The following is a 17581-nucleotide window of genomic DNA, read 5'->3' on the forward strand; positions in this document are numbered from 1 at the left end:
CTCAGCGGTGCTCGGGGTTCGGGAAGTCGAAGCGGCAGCCGGCGTCCCACAGCGAACGCTGGTTGCCGTGCGCCGGGATCCCGCCCGCCCGCTTGAGCAGGGCCGCCAGGTGCATGAGGTTCCAGGACATGAAGGTGGTGTTGCGGTTGGTGAAGTCGTTGTCGGGACCGCCCGAGCCCGGGTCCAGGTACGAGGGCCCGGGCCCGGCCTCGCCGATCCATCCCGCGTCGGCCTGCGGCGGGATCGCGTAGCCGAGGTGCTGGAGGCTGTAGAGGACGTTCATGGCACAGTGCTTGACGCCGTCCTCGTTGCCGGTGATCAGCGCGCCGCCGACGCGCCCGTAGTAGGCGTACTGGCCCTGCTCGTTCAGGAGCGAGGAGCAGGCGTAGAGCCGCTCGATGACCTGCTTCATGACGGAGCTGTTGTCGCCGAGCCAGATCGGGCCGCAGAGCACGAGGATGTCGGCGTCCATGATCTGGCTGTAGAGAACCGGCCACTGGTCGCTCTCCCAGCCGTGCTCGGTCATGTCGGGCCAGACGCCCGTCGCGATGTCGTGGTCGACGGCGCGGATGAGCGAGGTCCGGACGCCGGCCGACTCCATGACCGAACGGCTCTTGTCGATCAGGCCCTCGGTGTTGCTGGTCTCGGGCGAGCGCTTGAGCGTGCAGTTCACGTAGAGGGCGGTCAGGTCCGGGTACGAGTAGTCGGCAGCCACGCCCCCAGCCTGTGCGGGGCGGGCCCGCGCCGCTACCGGGCCGCGCCCGTACGGGTACGCGCGGGCGCGCGCGGAACAGCGCGGCCCTGCGGGGCAGCCGGTCCCCGACGGTCACGGACCTGCGGAACTCCCGGTCCGGACGGGTCCGTTGGCGCGGACGGCGGGCCGTGAACCCGTCATGTGACCAATAAGTGGAATCCGGCCACCCTTCAGCGCGTTTGGGGCGGGTTGTTACCGGTCCGCGCGGCCGACTAGGGTCAGCGGGCCTCGGTGTTCGGGAAACCGGTGGGAAACCGGTGCGGCCCTCGCCACTGTGATCGGGAAGTCCGGCTCCACTCTCCCCCAGACTCCGTCCGGGTGGGGGTGCCCCCAGCGGTAGCTGGGGGAGTGCCCCCAGCGGGAAGCCACTGGGCCCGCGCGGGAGACCGCACGGCCCCGGGAAGGCGGAGACCGGGCATCAGTACCCGTGAGCCAGGAGACCGGCCGGGGCGCGTTGTCCATCCACGAGGTGCTGGAGAGGTCTCCCCACTCATGCATTTAGCCGAGGGGCTGGGAGCTGTTGCTGTTTTGGCTCACTCTTGTGAGTGATAGTGCGTTTGGGTGAGTGGGGTTACGGTCGCCTGTATGAACCTCAAGGAGTGGGCGAAGGCGCAGGGTGTGCATCCGCAGACCGCGTATCGCTGGTTCCGTGAGGGGACGTTGCCGGTACCGGCTCAGAGGGTCGGTCCGCGCACGATCCTGGTGAATATGGAGGCCAACACCACGCCGGACGTCGTCGGTGGTGTCGGGTTGTACGCCCGTGTCTCCTCCCACGACCAGAAGACGGATCTGGAGCGTCAGGTCGCACGCTTGTCGTCGTGGGCTGCGCGGGCCGGTCACCGGGTGGTCCGCGTCGAGGCGGAGATCGCCTCAGGGATGAACGGTTCTCACTCCAAAGCCCGTCGTCTTCTCGCCGATCCCGAGGTGACCGCCGTGGTAGTGGAGCACAAGGACCGGCTCGGCCGGATGAACGTGGAACTGGTCGAGGCCGCTCTGTCCCCAACGGGCCGCCGCCTGGTCGTGCTGAATGACGGCGAAGGCGAAGACGACCTGGTGCGGGACACGGTGGAGGTGCTGACCTCGTTCTGTGCCCGCCTGTATGGGCACAGGTCGGCGAAGAACCGTGCCGTGAAGGCGCTGGAGGCCGCCCAGCATGGCTGAGTTGCGTTCCGTCGCACCGTCGTTCGTTGTTCTCGGCCCGTCCGGTGTGGCGGTACGCGACCGGCTCAAGCACCTGACGCCTGAGGATGAGAAGGTGCTTCGCCTCGTAGGCGAGCACATGGGCTCGCTGGCCTCGAAGGATCTCAAGGTCCGATGTGCGGATGGTCTGGAGCACTCGACGGATACTTGGGCGGCGCGTAAGCGGGAGCTGACGCCGGTCTCGTCGTCGCGGTGGGCTGGGAGTATCACGAGGGCCACGCATGATCAGTGGGCTTTGGCCCGGCGGGGTCAGTCCGCGCACATCCGGAATCTGGAAGCCGGAATCCACATGCTCCGGCACCGTCTGTCCCTCCCGATCGGGGAGAAGGGATCGCAACGGGCGGCAGGCGGTTACCGGTCGAAGCAGGAGTGGTTTGCCAAAACACGTCGTCTGCACGTGTTGCAGGGCCGGCTCGACGCTGCCCGTACGGACCATGAGGCCGGTCGGGTACGTGTCGTACGTGGCGGCAGACGCCTGATGAACACCCGCCACAATCTTGCTGCCGCGCAGCTCACCGAGGAGCAGTGGCGGGCACACTGGGACACGGCACGATGGTTCCTCCAGGCGGACGGGGAGTCGGGGAAGCAGTTCGGGAACGAGACGATCCGCGTCAACCCGGACGGTGAGGTCAGCATCAAACTCCCCGCCCCGCTCGCCTGCCTGGCCAACAGCAGGCACGGCCGGTACACCCTGTCCTCTCGTGTCGCGTTCGCTCACCGGGGAGCCGAGTGGGCTGACCGAGTGGAGACCAACCGGGCCATCGCCTACCGCATCCACCATGATGTGTCCCGTGGCCGCTGGTACCTGACCGCGTCCTGGCAGCGCCCGGTCGTCCAGACCGTGCCGCTGGCCACCGCCCTCGCACACGGTGTGATCGGGGTGGACACCAACGCCGATCACCTCGCCGCGTGGCGGCTTGACGTCCACGGAAACCCGATCGGTGAGCCACGCCGGTTCTTCTACGATCTGACCGGCACCGCGAACCACCGTGACGCGCAGATCCGGCACGCCCTCACCCGGCTACTGCACTGGGCCAAACAGTGCGGCGTGACGGCCATCGCGGTCGAGGACCTCGACTTCGCCGCCGAGAAGACCCGCGAGAAGCACGGCCGCAAGCACCGCTTCCGGCAGTTGATCTCCGGTATGCCGACCGGGAAGCTCCGCGCCCGTCTCGTGTCGATGGCCGCCGAGGCCGGAGTGTCGATCATCGCCGTCGATCCCGCGTACACCAGCAAGTGGGGCGCGCAACACTGGCAGAAACCCCTCGCCTCGAAGAACCGCAAGACCAGCCGTCACGATGCGGCGAGCATCGCGATCGGCAGGCGTGCCCTCGGGCACCCGATCCGGCGACGGACGACACCGCCCCCGCAGCACCAGAGCGATGCTGCGGGGCATCGGACCGTCCAGGCCCGACCAGGTACCCGAGGACACGAGGAAACCCGCCCCCGCTTTCCCGGACCACGGATACGATCCGTGCCGCCCGGACGCGGAACGAACGCGGGAGACCAGAACACCCAAAACCGTTCGGGGCGTTCGGCTGAGCACGAGTTCTGGCATCAGGACTCACTCCCGCTCAGTCTTTAGGAACGGTTTCTGCCCCCCTTGCACGCGGTCGCCTGGGGCGCCGCGTCCGCTCCCAGGGCACGGGCGCGCAGCGCACGTACGGGGTCTGGGGCGCAGCCCCTGGGGGCACCTCCCAGCGGTCGCTGGGGGAGAACCGGAGAATGGGCGGGGCGGGGACCAGCTCCGCGCAGCGGCAGGCGGCAGGGCCCGGCAAACCTAGGATGGCGGCATGTCCCTGCCGCACGCCATCCTCACCGCCCTGCTCGAGAAGCCCTCGTCCGGGCTGGAGCTGACCCGGCGGTTCGACAAGTCGATCGGATACTTCTGGTCCGCGACGCACCAGCAGATCTACCGCGAGCTCGGCCGCCTGGAGGACTCCGGCCTGATCCGCGCACTGCCGAGCGACACGCCCGTGCGCGGGCAGAAGAAGGAGTACGAGGTCCTGCCCGCCGGCAGCGCGGAGCTCGCCCGGTGGGTCGGCGAGAGCCAGGATCCCAAGCCGATGCGCGACCCGCTGCTGCTGCGGATCCGGGCGGCCGGCGTCGTGGGGCCGCACGGCCTAGGGCCCGAGCTGCGGCGCCACCTGGAGCTGCACCAGCGCCAGTTGGCGCAGTACGAGGCCATCGAGGCGAAGGACTTCCCGGCGGAACGCGACGCCGTCGAGGACCGGCTGCGGCGGCTCGTCCTGCACGGCGGGATCGCCCTGGAGACGTTCTGGCTGCACTGGCTGGCGGAAGCCCTCACCGAGGTCGAGGACATGGAGGGCACGGAGGGCACGGAGCACACGGACAGCATGGACGGCAACCCCGGCCCCCCGGCCTGACCGCGCCCCCGCCCCGGCAGGTGGTGGGGAGGGGGCGCGCGGCGGGGTGTTACTTCTTCAGGGAGGCCCAGAACTCGTCGAAGCTCAGCAGCTTGTCGCCGTTGGTGTCCTTGGCGGCTATCACGGCCTCCGCGACCGGCCCGGTGACCATCAGGTCACCCATGGCGGCCATGGCCGCGCGGTACTCGTCGGCGGTGACGAAGCCGTCGCCGTCCTTGTCGAACCGCTCGAAGGTCGTCTTCGCGCTGTCGATGTCCGCCACTGGGTCCACCCCTTCTTGGTGCTTGTTGACCGGCCCAGGGTAGCGGCCTCCCCGGGCCAACCCGGCCTCGGGTCCCGATCGAGCGGCAGACAGAAATTCAAATTACCCTTCCGCAAGACGGAAGCGATAATTCCAGCCAACAAATCCGGCCCCCACTTGTCACGCTCCGGGACCACGGCATAACGTAACGGCATTGCCGCCACACCAGGAGCGCAGGGCTCCCAGGGACAAGCGGCAACAAGGGCGATCACACAGGTGACGATCACAGCTGACGCATCATTCGAAGTTCTGCCCTTCACCCGCACCTGCCGCCATATCTGGGAAGACGGCGACCATGTGCTCATCGGAGTGAGTCCTGGAAACAGCTACTTCAGCTCCGAGCGCATCACCAGTCTCGCCCAGTGGGCCACGACCCGCTTCGCGCAGGTCGACTTCGTCTACGCGGACCTCCACGTGGACCGGATGTTCGCCGCTTTCGGCTACACCCGGGAACACGCGGAGAAGCGCGCCACGAAGGAAATCAAGGCGGTCCGGCGAAGGATACTCAAGGGTGTGGAGGAATCAGGACCTCCACAGGCCGAGATCCGCGTGAGGGCACTTTCCGAGTTCCAGACGAACCCCGTTTACCAACTATTGCACCGCCGCGTGCTGCATTTCCTGGAGACCGACGACGAATTCCGCAAGGGCTGCGAGAAGATGGCCCTGCACTTTGTCGGCTCCAAGTTGCCGGAAGGTGAATCCATCACAGACGAGCAGTTGCAAGTCTGTTTCGATTACATGGCAGCCGAGCTGCCGTTCTTCGTGGACACCCCGAGCATTCTCGACGTGCCGTCCTCGGTGGCGGCCTACCACGTCAAGATGCCGCTGACGGATGTCCTCTACGCGCGCGGTGGGGGCCTGCGTGCGACCCGCAACCAGGCGTACGCCGTCGTACGGCCCGAGGCCGCCCAGCGGCCCACGAACGCCGAGAACGACATGGGCAACGCGAACAACGTGAACAACGCACCAACCGAAGGGATCGTCGATGAGCGTCGAGCAGCTTGAGGGCCGGGGAACACAGGAGCAGCCGCTCCTCGACTTCCCGCTCTCGCGGCGCGGTGACGTGCTTCCGGAGGAGTGCACGTGGCTCCGCGAGAAGGCTCCGGTCGCCAAGGTCCGCACCCTCACCGGTGACCCGGCCTGGCTGGTGAGCAGCTACGCGCTGGCCAAGCAGGTGCTGGAGGACGAGCGGTTCAGCCTCAAGGACACGGCGAACGCCGGCGTCCCGCGCCAGTACGCGCTGACGATCCCGCCCGAGGTCGTCAACAACATGGGCAACATCAACAGCGCGGGCCTGCGCAACGCCGTGATGAAGGCGCTCAACCCGCGCCAGAAGGGCCTCCAGGACTGGCTGCGCGCCACGGCCGGCGAGCTCGTCGACCAGCTGATCGCCGAGGGCGGCCCGGCCGACCTCCGGGCCGGCTTCGCCGACCCCTTCTCGGCGGCCCTGCACTGTCAGGTGCTCGGGGTCCCCTTCGAGGACTGGCGCCGCCTGATGTCGGGGCTGGACGTCGCGTTCATGACCGCGCGCGAGCCCTTCGCCGACTCGGCCCTCAACTGGTACAAGGACGTCGGCTATTTCGTCGAGCAGCTGAACGCCCAGCTCGCGCTGCCCGCCGAGGAGCGTACGGGGCTCCTCGGCAAGTTCGCCGAGCTGAAGGAGGCGGACCCGGAGTCGGCGCACCTGACCGACGACATGTTCGCGACGGTCGCCGTCTCGCTCTTCGGGGCGGGCGCGGTCTCCACCTCCGCCTTCCTGGTCCTCGCGGTCCTGGCGCTGCTCCAGAAGCCCGAGCTCATCGGCTACCTGCGCAAGCACCCCGAGCGCATGGGCAAGGCGGTCGACGAGCTGCTGCGCTGGAACCTGTCCGTCGGCGACGGCCTGCCGCGCATCGCGCTGGCGGACATCCAGGTCGGCGACGTGCTGGTGAAGGAGGGCGAGCTCGTGCTCGTGCTCCTGGAGGGCGCCAACTTCGACCCCGAGGCCTTCGAGAACCCGGAGGAGCTCGACCTGGAGCGAGAGAGCTCCCACGCGAACCTCGCCTTCGGTGCGGGCCGGCACTTCTGCCCGGCCTCCGCCCTGGGCCGGGCCCACGCCGAGATCGCGCTGGAGGTGCTGGTGGAACGCCTGTCCGGGCTCCGCCTCGCCGTGCCGGCGGAGAACCTGGTGTGGCGTACGGGCTTCATCAAGCGACTGCCGGAACGGCTTCCGGTCGCCTGGTGATACCGCGGCGGTGCCACGGGTGCTGTGCGAGCTCCCGTGTCACCGCCGCTTCTTGTGCTCAGCGCCCGTCCCGGGCGCCCGCACTCAGCGGAAGATGCCGGTGTGGCCGAGCGAGTAGCGGCCCGGCTGCGGGTACACGGCGAGCCCGTGCGGTCCGCTGCCCACCGGGATCCGGGCGAGCTGCTCGCCGGTGGCGGTGTCGATCGCGTAGACCTCGGAGTTGTAGCGGCCCGAGAGCCACAGCACCTTGCCGTCGGCGGAGACGCCGCCCATGTCGGGGCTGCCGCCGTCGGGCAGGTCCCACTTCTTGGTGAGCTTGTTCTGCGGGAAGTCGAAGACGGAGATGGTGCCCTCGCCGCGGTTGGAGACGTACATCTCCTTGGAGTCGCGGCTCACGTACAGGCCGTGGCAGCCCTTGCCCGTGGGCAGCAGCTTGGGTGTCTCGAACTTGTCCCCGCTCAGCACCCACATGCCGTGCGCCATCATGTCCGCGACGTAGAAGGTCTTTCCGTCCGGGGAGACCTTGACGTCCTGCGGCATCGCGCCCTCGAACGGCAGTTTCTGCTGGCCGATGACCTCCATCTTCTCCGTGTCGACCTTGAGGAGTTCGCCGGAGAACTCGCAACTCACGATGAAGTAGCGGCCGTCGGCGGAGAAGTCCGCGTGATTGACGCCATAACAGGTCACCGGGACGGTTTTCACGCGGTCCATCGTGTGCGGATCGCGGAAGACCAACTCTTTGTCCATCGAGGCCATGACGATCGCGTACTTCCCGTTCGGCGTGAAGTACAGGTTGTACGGGTCGTGCACCTCGACCGGCTTTCCGGCCTCGCCGGTGGCCGGGTTGATCGGGGTGAGCGTGTGGCCGCGGTTGTTGTTGACCCACAGGGTCTTCATGTCCCAGGAGGGGACCACGTGCTGGGGCTGGACGCCGACCGGGATCGTGTCGATGACCCGGTAGGTGGCCGGGTCGATGACGGACACCGTGTTGGAGTTGGTGTTGGGCACGTAGACGCGCGACGGGAAGTCCTTGACCACCGGGGAGAGCTTGTTCGGGCGGTCCGCCGCGTAGACGTCGTGGGGGTCGAGGAGCGGAGGCATGCCCGCCAGGCCCGGCGGGGCGGCCGGAACGGCCTTGGCGGGCCTGGCCGGGCCCTTGGTGCCGAGCGCCTCGGCGGGTCCCTTGCCGGCAGATCCGCAGCCGGCCAGGGCGGCGAGGACCAGACCGGCCAGCAGCACGGTGGCCTTCCGGGGAAGGCGGGTGGTCTTCATGGCGTCAGCAGCTCCGTGGTGGTCACCGCGCGCAGCTTGCGGCGCGCGAGTTCTTCGAGGAGGGGCGGCATCGCGTCGACCGTGTCCGCGTAGCCGAAATGCAGGCTCACCACCGATCCGCCGTGGATCGTCCCGGTGACGGTGCGGATGACGGCCGCGGCGCCGGGCGAGGTGAAGTCGAGGGAGTCCACGTCGTACGAGAGGACGTGCGGGTAGCCCGCCCGCTGGGCCAGTTTCTGGACGAGCGGGGTCGCGTACTGGGTCTGCGAGGGCCGGAACCAGGTGCCGATCGACCCGGTGAGCCGCTTGATCCGCTGGGCGCAGCCGGTGATCTCGGCGTACGCCTCCGCCTCGGGCAGGGTGTTGATCGCGAGGTGGCGCTGGGTGTGGTTGCCGAGCTCGTGGCCGCCGTCGAGGACCCGGCGGCCCATCTCCGGGTGGGCGTCGAGCCAGCTGCCGATCGCCAGTACGGTCACCCGCGCGCCCGCTCTTTCGGCCTCGGCCAGCACCGCCCGGGCGAGGGCGGGGTCCCCGTTGCCGTGGAAGGTGAGGGCGACCCGGGGGCGGTCGCGCGGACCGTGGCCGATCTCGACGGGCTGGCCGGCGAACCGGCGCGGGACGGCCGGGGCCGCCTGGGCCGGGCGGGCCGGTTTGGCCGGTCCGGGAGGCGGGGCGGTGGGCGCGGTGGGCGCGGTGGCGGGGCGGCCCGATCCGCAGGCGGCGGTGAGGTCGGCCGTGGCGGCGCCGGCCACCGCGAGACCGGCCGCGCGCAGGGCCGCCCGGCGGCCTGGTTGTGAGAGCACCTGCCCATTTAAGGGCCGATAGGCCCGGAAGGTAATGATTGACCCAATTCGGGACATCTACCGAAGAGGGCCCGCCGGCCTGCCGTCCGCTATGTGATCAACGATTTACACTGAACGGTCGATATTTATTCATTGATTACGAGGTGAGTGGCCCACCTCACCTAGGATTTAGCGCGAAACTCTTACTATTTGCCCACTTATGTCCAAGTAGGGACTTTTGGCGTTTGAGCCCTCGTCTGCCATAGTCGGAACCACGGCTTCCCATTGACCCGAGCGAAGTCGCCCTGCCGAGGATCACACACCCCCTTTGATCCTCGGCACACCCATGAAGCCCCCGCACCGCCCACCACGGCGCCCCGGGGGCTTCAGGCATTTCAGGTGCTCTGGCGGTCCGCGACGCGCATCTCGAACCAGGTGATCTTCCCGCGCGGCAGCAGGTCGGCGCCCCAGCGGTCGGAGAGTTTGTCGACGAGGAAGAGGCCCCGGCCGGTGGTGTCAAGCTCGTGGACCGGCATCAGGCAGGGCAGCCCGCGCGAGGGATCGCGCACCTCGACCCGGATCCAGCCGCGCCGCCGCAGCATCCGCAAGCCGAAGGATCGGGCCCCGGTGTGCCGGACCGCGTTGCCGACGAGTTCGGAGACCAGCAGGACGGCGTGCTCGGCGATCTGCGGCGAAAGCCCCCAGAGGCGGACCACCACGCACTGGGTGAGCCTGCGCGCGGTACCGGCCGACTCGGGCAGGGACGGCAGCGTCACCTCCGCCTCGGCCGGATTCCCGTACGACTCCAGTGCCTTGAGGCCCTGTTCGTCCTCAAGAGCCGCCGTGAGCCGTACGGCCGAAGCGCTGCTGCGCTGCCGCGGCTGTTCCACACCCTCCAGGCCCGCCATGCATCCATCATGGACGGCCCACCCGCCCCTCCGGGCCGTTCCGCGGGAAAACACCCTCCGGGATCATGGATTCCCAGAGGGTGTCCTGTCATATGCGCAAGGCAAGCAGAGAGTGGGCAAGACCCATGGTGACCTGCGGTGACGTTCTACACGCGGATGATCACGGTGAGTGGATCACGGATTCTGCTTAAGGCGCCTTTAAGGCCTGGCTAATCCCCCGCAGGGAGGACGGGCCTCCGGCTAGGCGAACTTGGCCTTGCCCGGGCCCTCTTCGACGAAGCTGCGCATGCCGCGCTCGCGGTCCTCGGTGGCGAACAGGCCCGCGAACCAGTTGCGTTCGATGGTGAGGCCGGTGTCGATGTCGGTTTCCAGGCCGCCGTCCACGCACTCCTTGGCGGCCCGCAGCGCCATCGCCGGCCCCTGCGCCAGCTTGGCGGCCCAGGCGTGCGCCTGCTCGTACACCTCGGCGGCGGGGACGACCCGGTCGACCAGGCCCAGGGTGAGCGCCTCGTCGGCCTTGACCATACGCCCGGTGAAGATCAGGTCCTTGGCCTTGGAGGGGCCGATCAGCCGGGACAGCCGCTGGGTGCCGCCGGCGCCGGGAATCAGGCCGAGCAGGATCTCGGGCTGGCCGAGCTTCGCGTTGTCGGCGGCGATCCGGTAGTCGGCGCACAGCGCGAGCTCGCAACCGCCGCCCAACGCATAGCCGGTGACGGCCGCGACGACGGGCTTGGGGATGCGGGCCACGGCGGTGAAGGAGTCCTGGAGGGCGCGGGACCGGGCGACCATCGCCGCGTGGTCCATCACCTGCATCTCCTTGATGTCCGCGCCCGCCGCGAACACCTTCTCGCCACCGTAGAGGATGACCGCGCGGACGTCGGCCCGGTCGGCCGCCTCCACCGCGAGCTCGCGCAGCCGGTCCTGGGTGGCGATGTCCAGGGCGTTCATGGGCGGCCGGTCCAGGCGGATGGTGCCGACGCCTTCGGAGACTTCGAGAGAGAGGGTCATGGGGGCCAGGTTAGTGGTGGTTAACGCCGCGTGGCTCGGTGCTGTGTGTCACAGCACCGAGCCACGCGGTTCACGTACGGGAGGGGACTACTTGATCCACTCCGCCCAGTCCATGTTCCAGCCGTTGAGGCCGTTGTCCGGGGCGATCTGCTTGTCCTTGGAGTTCTTCACGATGACCACGTCGCCGATCAGGGACTCGTTGAAGAACCAGGCGGCGGGCTGGTTGCCGTCACCGGCGCCGCGCACGTCCTTCAGGCCGACACAGCCGTGGCTGACGTTCTCCGAGCCGAACGTGCCCGAGGAAGCCCAGTAGTTGCCGTGGACGAAGGTGCCCGAGTTCGACAGCCGCATGGCGTGCGGGACGTCGGAGATGTCGTACTCGCCGCCGAAGCCGACGGTCGCGCCGTTCATCCGCGTGACCTTGTACTTCTCGCTGATGACCATCTGGCCGTTGTACGTGGTCGTCGACGGGGCGCCCGCGGTGATCGGGACGTTCTTGAGCACCTGGCCGTCGCGGACGACCTGCATCTGCTTCTCGCTCGCATCGACGGTGGAGACCTGGGAGCGGCCGATGGTGAAGGTGACCGTACGGGTCTGCTTGCCGTAGACGCCGGGGCGGCCTTCGACTCCGTCGAGGGCGAGCTTCACCGTGACCTTGGTGCCCGCGGCCCAGTACTTCTCGGGGCGGAAGTCGAGGCGGTCGTTGCCGAACCAGTGGCCCTCGACGGGGACGGACGGCTCGGCCGTCACCGTGATGGCCTTCTCCACGGCCTCGGGGTTGGTGATGCCGCGGCTGAAGTTGATGGAGACCGGCATGCCCACGCCGACGGTCTCGCCGTCCTCGGGCGTGTAGTGGCCGACGAAGGTGTTCTGCGGGGTGAGCGTGGTGAAGGTGGTGTCCTTGGCGGACTCCCGGCCGGCCTCGTCCTTGGCGACCGCGTGCACCTTGTACTCGGTGGCGGAGGCCAGATGGCGCTCCGGCTCCCAGCTCGCGCCGTCGGCGGCCATCTTGCCCTCGACCGCGTTGCCCTTGGTGTCGGCGACGGTCACCGTGGTGAGCTTGCCGCCGGTGCTGGTGATCTTCAGGATGCCGCTGGTGGCGACCTCCTTGGACCCGTCGTCGGGCTTGACGTTGACGACGGCCTTCGACGCCTCGGTGCCGGTCTTGCCGCCGCCCCCGGCGTTGTCGCCGCCGCTGCCACTGCTGTTGCCTCCTCCGCCGCCGCCGCATGCGGTGGTCAGCAGCAGGGCCGCCCCCAGCAGAAGGGCCGGCAGGCCGGTGCGGGCTCGGCCGCGTATCGGCTGCAGGTTCACTCGTGTTCTCCCCATGTCCCCCGCGCGCGGGCAGTCGCGCGCTGGTCGACAGGTAATCACATGGGGAGACCATGAAAAGGCACGGTCTTGTCACCGTTCCGTCCCAAGTGCCGGATCGGTCGGGCCGGACGGCCGGCCCAGGTCAGGCGATGGCGGAGCCCGCGACCCAGTCGGCCCAGGACATGTTCCAGCCGCCCAGGCCGTTGTTGGGGGCCACCGTCTTGTCCAGCGAGTTCACGACCTCCACCACGTCCCCGACGAGGGTCCGGTCGAAGAACCAGCCGGCCGGGGTGTCCGCGCCGCCGCCCTTGTCGTCGCGCAGGCCCACGCAGCCGTGACTCATGTTGCTGGAGCCGAAGGTGTCGGGGCTGACCCAGTAATTGCCGTGCAGGAAGGTCCCGGAGGAGGTGAGCCGCATGGCGTGCGGGACATCGGGGATGTCGTACTCGCCGCCGAAGCCGACGGTCTGGCCGTTCATGCGGGTGACGTCGAAGAGCTCCATCACCACCATCTTCCCGTTGTACGTGGTGGTCTTGGGCGCCCCGGCGGTGATCGGGACGGTCGACAGCAGCCGGCCGTCCCGGCGGACCTCCATGGTGTGCGCGGCCGCGTCCACGGTGGAGATCTGGGACCGGCCGACGGTGAAGGTGATGGTCTTGTCCTGGATGCCGTAGGAGCCGGGGGCGCCCTCGATGTCGCGCAGGTTCATCTTCACGGTGACCTCGGTGCCGGCCTTCCAGTACGCCTTGGGCCGGAAGTCGAGCCGCTCCTTGCCGAACCAGTGGCCGACGACCTCCACGGGCGGGTCGGAGGTGACGGTGATGGCCCGCTCCACCTCGGCGCGGCGCGTGATGGCCCGGTTGAAGTTGAAGGAGACGATCATGCCGGTGCCGACGGTGGACCGGTGTTCGGGCTTGAAGTAGCCGATGAACCGCTCCTCGGGTACGTAGGTGGTGAAGGTGGTGTGCCGGGCCTGGCGGCGGTTGTGCCCGTCGAGGGCGACGGCGTCCACGGTGTACTTGGCCGCGAGCGCGAGCCGGCCGGCCGATTCGTCGGGGCTCCAGCTGAGCCCGTCCTCGGCGATGGCGCCGGGGACCTGTTCCTCCTGCGCGTCCTCCACCTTGGTGACCACGACCCGCTCCAGCCGGCCCTCGGGCACGGTGACCATGAGCCGTCCGTCGGCCGGGACGCCCTTGGCGTTGTCGTCGGGGGTGATCCGGATGGCCTCGTCCGGTGAACGGGGTTTGCCTGGAAGCTGGATCTCGACCGGTGACCGGCCGTCCTGGGTGCATCCGGCCACGGTGCCGAGGAGGCCCGCCCATGCCGCCACGGCGGCCAAGCCCGCCCCTGCCCGCCTCATCAGAAGTGTCACGATCCCTCCAACGACGGGGCTCTCCCGGGGAAACGTGAGTGGGACGCACGTTCCGGGAAGAACAGTCCGGGCAGAACACTGGGAAGGACCAGACGGGGACGGGCCCAGGCCGGGACGCCGGGGCCGCACTCCCCTCCCCCGCAGGTACCCAGGAGCCGTGGAGGCGGGCAGTGTCGAGCGCAGCCGAGCAGGAAGAGGCGGTGGAAGCCGTCGGGAACGTCGGGGACGCCGCCGCCGTGGTACCGGGCGGCCGGGCCGTGCCCGTACCGCAGACCGACGACGGACCCGACGACCGGCCCGGCGGCCGGCCGGACGGCCCACCGGACGGCAGGCCCGGCGGGTCACCGGACGGGCAGCTGAACGGGCAGCTGAACGGCCAGGTCAGAGAGCAGGTCCTGCATGTCTCCGCGCGCCCGGGACCACCGGTGTGGCCCGGATCCTCGCACCCTCTCGGGGCACGCTTCCACCACGCCCCGGACGGGACGGCGGGCACCAACTTCGCGCTCTGGGCGCAGGGTGCCGAGGCGGTGGAGCTGTGCCTCTTCGACGGGGACGGCCCCCACGCCACCGAGACCCGCCGCGCCCTGACGGAGCTCACGCACGAGATCTGGCACGGCTTCGTGCCGGGCGTGCTCCCCGGGCAGCGCTACGGGTTCCGCGTCCACGGCCGCTGGGATCCCTGGACGGGCGTGCGCCACAACCCGGCGAAGCTGCTCCTGGACCCGTACGCACGGGCCGTGGACGGGGACTTCACCCTGCCGCCGGAGGTCTACGGGCACGTCCGCGACTGGCCGCAGCAGTACATCGCCGACACCGTGCGCGACGACCGCGACTCGGCGCCCTTCGTCCCCAAGGGGGTCGTGGTCCACGATGACGACGACTGGGCGGACGACATCCGGCCGAAGACCCCGTGGGCCGATTCGGTGATCTACGAGCTGCACGTGCGCGGCTTCACGATGCGCCATCCGGGGGTTCCCGAGAAGCTGCGCGGCACGTACGCCGGCCTCGCCCACCCGGCGGCGGTCGAGCACCTGACGCGGCTGGGCGTGACGGCGGTCGAGCTGCTGCCGGTGCACCAGTTCGCGCACGAGGACCACCTGCTGCGCAGGGGGCTGCGCAACTACTGGGGCTACAACTCGATCGGCTACTTCGCCCCGCACGCGGGCTACTCGGCGAGCGGTACGGCCGGGCAGCAGGTCGGGGAGTTCAAGCGGATGGTGCGGGCCCTGCACGCGGCCGGGATCGAGGTGATCCTCGACGTGGTCTACAACCACACGGCGGAGGCGGGCGAGCTCGGCCCGACGCTGTCGCTGCGCGGGATCGACAACCGGGGCTATTACCGGCTCCAGTCGGACCAGCGCCGCTACGCCGACTACACGGGCTGCGGGAACACCCTGCACGCGGGCCGCCCGCACGTGCTGCGCCTGATCACGGACTCGCTGCGCTACTGGGTGACGGAGATGGGGGTGGACGGCTTCCGCTTCGACCTGGCGGCGGCGCTGGCCCGTTCGATGCACGACGTGGACATGCTGTCGCCGTTCCTGGCGGTCATCGCCCAGGACCCGGTGCTGCGGCGGGTCAAGCTGATCGCCGAGCCGTGGGACGTGGGCTCGGGCGGCTACCAGGTGGGTGCCTTCCCGCCGATGTGGACCGAGTGGAACGACCGGTACCGGGATGCCGTTCGGGATTTCTGGCGGGGCGCGCTGCCCGACGTACGGGACCTCGGGTACCGGCTGTCGGGGTCGAGCGACCTGTACGCGTGGGGCGGGCGGCGGCCGTACGCCTCGGTGAACTTCGTGACGGCGCACGACGGCTTCACGCTGCGGGACCTCGTGTCGTACGAGCGCAAGCACAACGAGGCGAACGGGGAGGCGAACCGGGACGGGACGCACGACAACCGGTCGTGGAACTGCGGCGCGGAGGGCGAGAGCGACGATCCGCGGATCGGCGTGCTGCGGCGCCGCCAGCTGCGCAACCTGCTCACCACCCTGCTGCTGTCCACGGGGGTGCCGATGCTGGTGGCGGGGGACGAGTTCGGGCGGACGCAGGGCGGCAACAACAACGCGTACTGCCAGGACAACGAGACGGGGTGGGTGGACTGGTCGCTGCTGGAGGATCCGGCCTGGCGGGAGCTGTTCGCCCTGGCCTCCCGGCTGATCTCGCTGCGCCAGGCCCATCCGGTGCTGCGGCGGCGGGCGTTCTTCTCGGGGCGGCCGCAGGGGGCGGACGGGCTGCGGGACCTGGCCTGGTTCACCCCGGCGGGCGCGGAGATGACGGAGCGGGACTGGTACGCGCCGGCCGCCACGCTGGGCATGTACCTGTCCGGGCGGGACATCCCGGGCCGCGACGAGCGGGGCCGGCAGGTGACGGACGACAGCTTCCTGGCCGTGCTGCACACCGGGGACCGGCCTGCGGCGTGGGTGCTGCCGGGGGCGCCGTGGGCGGAGGAGTACGAACTGGTCCTGGACACCTCGCGGGAGGACCAGGCGACGGCCCCTGGCACCCGGCACCGGGGCGGGGAGACCCTGACGGTCCCGGCGCGGTCGGTGGTGCTGCTGCGGGTGGTGCCGGCCGCGGTCGACTCCCGGACATAAGAGCGGAGCCCGAACGGACGCCCGCGTTCACCCTGCGATGATGTGGCCTTCCTGCGAACGCATGAGCATACGAACACACGAACAGGGGCACGCATGGCGAGTGTCGGTACCGCGCTGCGGGAACTGCGCGGGGCGCAGAAATCGGCGAAGGGCGTGTCCCTCTACTCCCGGTTCGTCAACCGGCCGGCCGGGCGGTACCTGGCCGCCGGGTCGTACGCGCTCGGGCTCACGCCGAACCAGGTGACGCTGGTCAGCGCCGCCTTCAGCCTCGCCGCCGCGGCCGCGGTAGCGCTGGCCGCGCCCTCGTGGGGGCTGGGCATCGCCGTCTGGGCCGCGCTCGCCCTCGGCTTCGCCTTCGACTCCGCCGACGGGCAGCTGGCCCGGCTGCGCGGCGGCGGCAGCGCGGCGGGCGAGTGGCTCGACCACGTCGTGGACTGCGCCAAGCTGACCGCGCTGCACAGCTGTGTGCTGATCGCCTTCTACCGCTTCCCGGCCGCGTATGGGATCGGAGAGGGCGGGACGGAGGCGGACGGCTGGCTGCTGGTGCCGCTCGGCTTCCAGCTGGCCGCCGTCGTCACCTACTTCGGCGGGCTGCTGACCGAGAAGCTCAAGCCGAAGGCCGCCCCCGGGAGCGCCGCCGCGGCGCCCTCGACCGTACGCGCGGTGGCGCTGCTGCCCGTGGACTACGGGGTGTTCTGCGTCGTTTTCCTGCTGCTCGGCGGCGGGGAGCTGTTCCGCTGGGCATACGCCGGCTTCGGGGTGGTCGCCGCCCTGTTCCTGGCGGCGTTCCTCGCGAAGTGGTTCCGGGAACTCAGCGCCGTTCCGCGGTGAGCGGCCCGTCCGCCGCGGCGGCCGGTCCGGCGAGCGCGTCCAGCGCCCGGCGCAGCTGGGTGCTGGAGGTGTGCACGGTGTAGGGGAAGTAGACGACCTCGACCCCGTGGGGGGCGAAGTCCTTCTCCAGCTTTTCGCCCTTGGGGGTACCCCGCCAGTCGTCGCCCTTGAAGATGACGTCGAAGCGGACCTGCCGCCAGGTCTCCACCTTGTCGGGGACCATCTCGACGAATGCGGCGTCGACGTACTTCACACTGCGCACGATTTCGAGGCGCTCGACGAGCGGGATCATCGGACGGCGGCCCTTGGCGCGTTCGGCCATCTCGTCGGATACCACTCCGGCCACCAGGTAGTCGCACTGACTGCGGGCGTGCCGAAGGATGTTGAGATGCCCGATGTGGAAGAGATCGTACGCACCTGGCGCGTAGCCGATCCTGTACGCGCGCTGTGCGCCTGGCCGCGCGGGCGCGCCAAGGTCGGACATGTCCCGCTCCGTCATTTGTTACCCCCAGCAGCCACACCCCCCGGTGTAGCGGATTAGCAGACAATAGCGTGCACGTTCCGGACCACGCCGGTGAACGAATAGGGTGACGTCCGCATCATCCAGGGGAGAAGGGGATGTTCAGTGTCCAGA

The 17581-nt window shown here is 69.6% G+C and carries 15 protein-coding genes, 1 pseudogene and 1 riboswitch; of the genes and pseudogenes, 7 read left to right on the plus strand and 9 right to left on the minus strand.

Features of this window, described 5'->3' with window-relative positions:
* Window position 1: 1 nt before the first annotated feature.
* On the minus strand, window positions 2-715 hold the full coding sequence (locus J7E94_RS03330) for a flavodoxin family protein (protein WP_215012146.1): 714 nt from the start codon (window positions 713-715) through the stop codon (window positions 2-4).
* A gap of 251 nt (window positions 716-966) precedes the next feature.
* Window positions 967-1218: riboswitch (cobalamin riboswitch) on the plus strand.
* Between the two features lie 121 nt (window positions 1219-1339).
* Here J7E94_RS03330 and J7E94_RS03335 point away from each other — a divergent pair.
* The 3 genes and pseudogenes from J7E94_RS03335 to J7E94_RS03345 all read left to right on the plus strand — a co-directional run bounded on the left by J7E94_RS03335 (window position 1340) and on the right by J7E94_RS03345 (window position 4341).
* Window positions 1340-1915 carry an IS607 family transposase gene (locus tag J7E94_RS03335; protein ID WP_215012148.1) on the plus strand — a complete coding sequence of 192 codons (576 nt, stop codon included), beginning with the start codon at window positions 1340-1342 and terminating at the stop codon, window positions 1913-1915.
* Window positions 1908-3539 (plus strand): annotated as a pseudogene (locus J7E94_RS03340) (IS200/IS605 family accessory protein TnpB-related protein). Before J7E94_RS03335 ends, J7E94_RS03340 begins: the two are co-directional and overlap by 8 nt.
* 208 nt (window positions 3540-3747) lie before the next feature.
* Window positions 3748-4341, plus strand: coding sequence for a PadR family transcriptional regulator (locus J7E94_RS03345; protein ID WP_215012151.1), 594 nt, complete (start codon window positions 3748-3750; stop codon window positions 4339-4341).
* 49 nt (window positions 4342-4390) lie between these two features.
* Here the strand turns inward: J7E94_RS03345 and J7E94_RS03350 are convergent, their stop codons facing one another.
* Window positions 4391-4603: an EF-hand domain-containing protein gene (locus J7E94_RS03350; RefSeq protein WP_215012152.1), complete on the minus strand. Its 213-nt coding sequence runs from the start codon at window positions 4601-4603 to the stop codon at window positions 4391-4393.
* Window positions 4604-4858: 255 nt separating this feature from the next.
* Here J7E94_RS03350 and J7E94_RS03355 point away from each other — a divergent pair, with 255 nt between their 5' ends.
* Together J7E94_RS03355 and J7E94_RS03360 are read left to right on the plus strand one after the other, a co-directional pair.
* Window positions 4859-5647: a tRNA-dependent cyclodipeptide synthase gene (locus tag J7E94_RS03355; protein ID WP_215012153.1), complete on the plus strand. Its 789-nt coding sequence runs from the start codon at window positions 4859-4861 to the stop codon at window positions 5645-5647.
* Window positions 5628-6866, plus strand: coding sequence for a cytochrome P450 (locus J7E94_RS03360; RefSeq protein ID WP_215012155.1), 1239 nt, complete (start codon window positions 5628-5630; stop codon window positions 6864-6866). Before J7E94_RS03355 ends, J7E94_RS03360 begins: the two co-directional genes overlap by 20 nt.
* Before the next feature lie 84 nt (window positions 6867-6950).
* Here the strand turns inward: J7E94_RS03360 and J7E94_RS03365 are convergent, their stop codons facing one another.
* From J7E94_RS03365 to J7E94_RS03390, 6 genes are all read right to left on the minus strand, one after another.
* Window positions 6951-8138: a YncE family protein gene (locus J7E94_RS03365; RefSeq protein WP_215012156.1), complete on the minus strand. Its 1188-nt coding sequence runs from the start codon at window positions 8136-8138 to the stop codon at window positions 6951-6953.
* Window positions 8135-8941, minus strand: a complete 807-nt coding sequence (locus J7E94_RS03370) for a polysaccharide deacetylase family protein (protein ID WP_374224383.1) — start codon at window positions 8939-8941, stop codon at window positions 8135-8137. The genes J7E94_RS03365 and J7E94_RS03370 overlap by 4 nt, the downstream gene beginning before the upstream one ends.
* A gap of 374 nt (window positions 8942-9315) precedes the next feature.
* Window positions 9316-9828 carry an anti-sigma regulatory factor gene (locus tag J7E94_RS03375; RefSeq protein WP_215012158.1) on the minus strand — a complete coding sequence of 171 codons (513 nt, stop codon included), beginning with the start codon at window positions 9826-9828 and terminating at the stop codon, window positions 9316-9318.
* Window positions 9829-10068: 240 nt separating this feature from the next.
* Window positions 10069-10836 carry an enoyl-CoA hydratase/isomerase family protein gene (locus tag J7E94_RS03380; RefSeq protein ID WP_215012159.1) on the minus strand — a complete coding sequence of 256 codons (768 nt, stop codon included), beginning with the start codon at window positions 10834-10836 and terminating at the stop codon, window positions 10069-10071.
* Window positions 10837-10923: 87 nt separating this feature from the next.
* Entirely contained in the window at window positions 10924-12165 is a 1242-nt protein-coding gene (locus tag J7E94_RS03385) for an Ig-like domain-containing protein (protein ID WP_374224384.1), read from the minus strand.
* Window positions 12166-12292: 127 nt separating this feature from the next.
* Window positions 12293-13510: an Ig-like domain-containing protein gene (locus J7E94_RS03390; protein ID WP_215012225.1), complete on the minus strand. Its 1218-nt coding sequence runs from the start codon at window positions 13508-13510 to the stop codon at window positions 12293-12295.
* A 182-nt stretch (window positions 13511-13692) separates the two neighbouring features.
* Between J7E94_RS03390 and glgX the strand changes: the two genes are divergently transcribed.
* Both glgX and J7E94_RS03400 read left to right on the plus strand, forming a co-directional pair.
* Window positions 13693-16116, plus strand: a complete 2424-nt coding sequence (gene glgX / locus J7E94_RS03395) for a glycogen debranching protein GlgX (protein ID WP_374224385.1) — start codon at window positions 13693-13695, stop codon at window positions 16114-16116.
* Window positions 16117-16209: 93 nt separating this feature from the next.
* A complete protein-coding gene (locus J7E94_RS03400; RefSeq protein WP_215012160.1) occupies window positions 16210-16947 on the plus strand; it encodes a CDP-alcohol phosphatidyltransferase family protein in 738 nt (245 codons plus the stop codon).
* On the opposite strand, the gene J7E94_RS03405 is transcribed toward J7E94_RS03400, so the two are convergent.
* Window positions 16928-17431, minus strand: coding sequence for an adenylyltransferase/cytidyltransferase family protein (locus J7E94_RS03405; protein WP_215012162.1), 504 nt, complete (start codon window positions 17429-17431; stop codon window positions 16928-16930). The two genes, J7E94_RS03400 and J7E94_RS03405, sit on opposite strands and share 20 nt — an antisense overlap.
* Window positions 17432-17581 lie beyond the last annotated feature (150 nt).

Source organism: Streptomyces sp. ISL-94 (assembly GCF_018614075.1).
In the GTDB taxonomy this organism is placed as follows: Bacteria; Actinomycetota; Actinomycetes; order Streptomycetales; family Streptomycetaceae; genus Streptomyces.

Excerpts from the sequence above, each read along its gene's own strand:
- J7E94_RS03335 (WP_215012148.1), top strand. The coding sequence starts at position 1,340 with ATGAACCTCAAGGAGTGGGCGAAGGCGCAGGGTGTGCATCCGCAGACC.
- J7E94_RS03345 (WP_215012151.1), top strand. The coding sequence starts at position 3,748 with ATGTCCCTGCCGCACGCCATCCTCACCGCCCTGCTCGAGAAGCCCTCG.
- J7E94_RS03360 (WP_215012155.1), top strand. The coding sequence starts at position 5,628 with ATGAGCGTCGAGCAGCTTGAGGGCCGGGGAACACAGGAGCAGCCGCTC.
- J7E94_RS03365 (WP_215012156.1), bottom strand. The coding sequence starts at position 8,138 with ATGAAGACCACCCGCCTTCCCCGGAAGGCCACCGTGCTGCTGGCCGGT.
- J7E94_RS03375 (WP_215012158.1), bottom strand. The coding sequence starts at position 9,828 with ATGGCGGGCCTGGAGGGTGTGGAACAGCCGCGGCAGCGCAGCAGCGCT.
- J7E94_RS03380 (WP_215012159.1), bottom strand. The coding sequence starts at position 10,836 with ATGACCCTCTCTCTCGAAGTCTCCGAAGGCGTCGGCACCATCCGCCTG.
- J7E94_RS03385 (WP_374224384.1), bottom strand. The coding sequence starts at position 12,165 with ATGGGGAGAACACGAGTGAACCTGCAGCCGATACGCGGCCGAGCCCGC.
- J7E94_RS03390 (WP_215012225.1), bottom strand. The coding sequence starts at position 13,510 with ATGAGGCGGGCAGGGGCGGGCTTGGCCGCCGTGGCGGCATGGGCGGGC.
- J7E94_RS03400 (WP_215012160.1), top strand. The coding sequence starts at position 16,210 with ATGGCGAGTGTCGGTACCGCGCTGCGGGAACTGCGCGGGGCGCAGAAA.
- J7E94_RS03405 (WP_215012162.1), bottom strand. The coding sequence starts at position 17,431 with ATGTCCGACCTTGGCGCGCCCGCGCGGCCAGGCGCACAGCGCGCGTAC.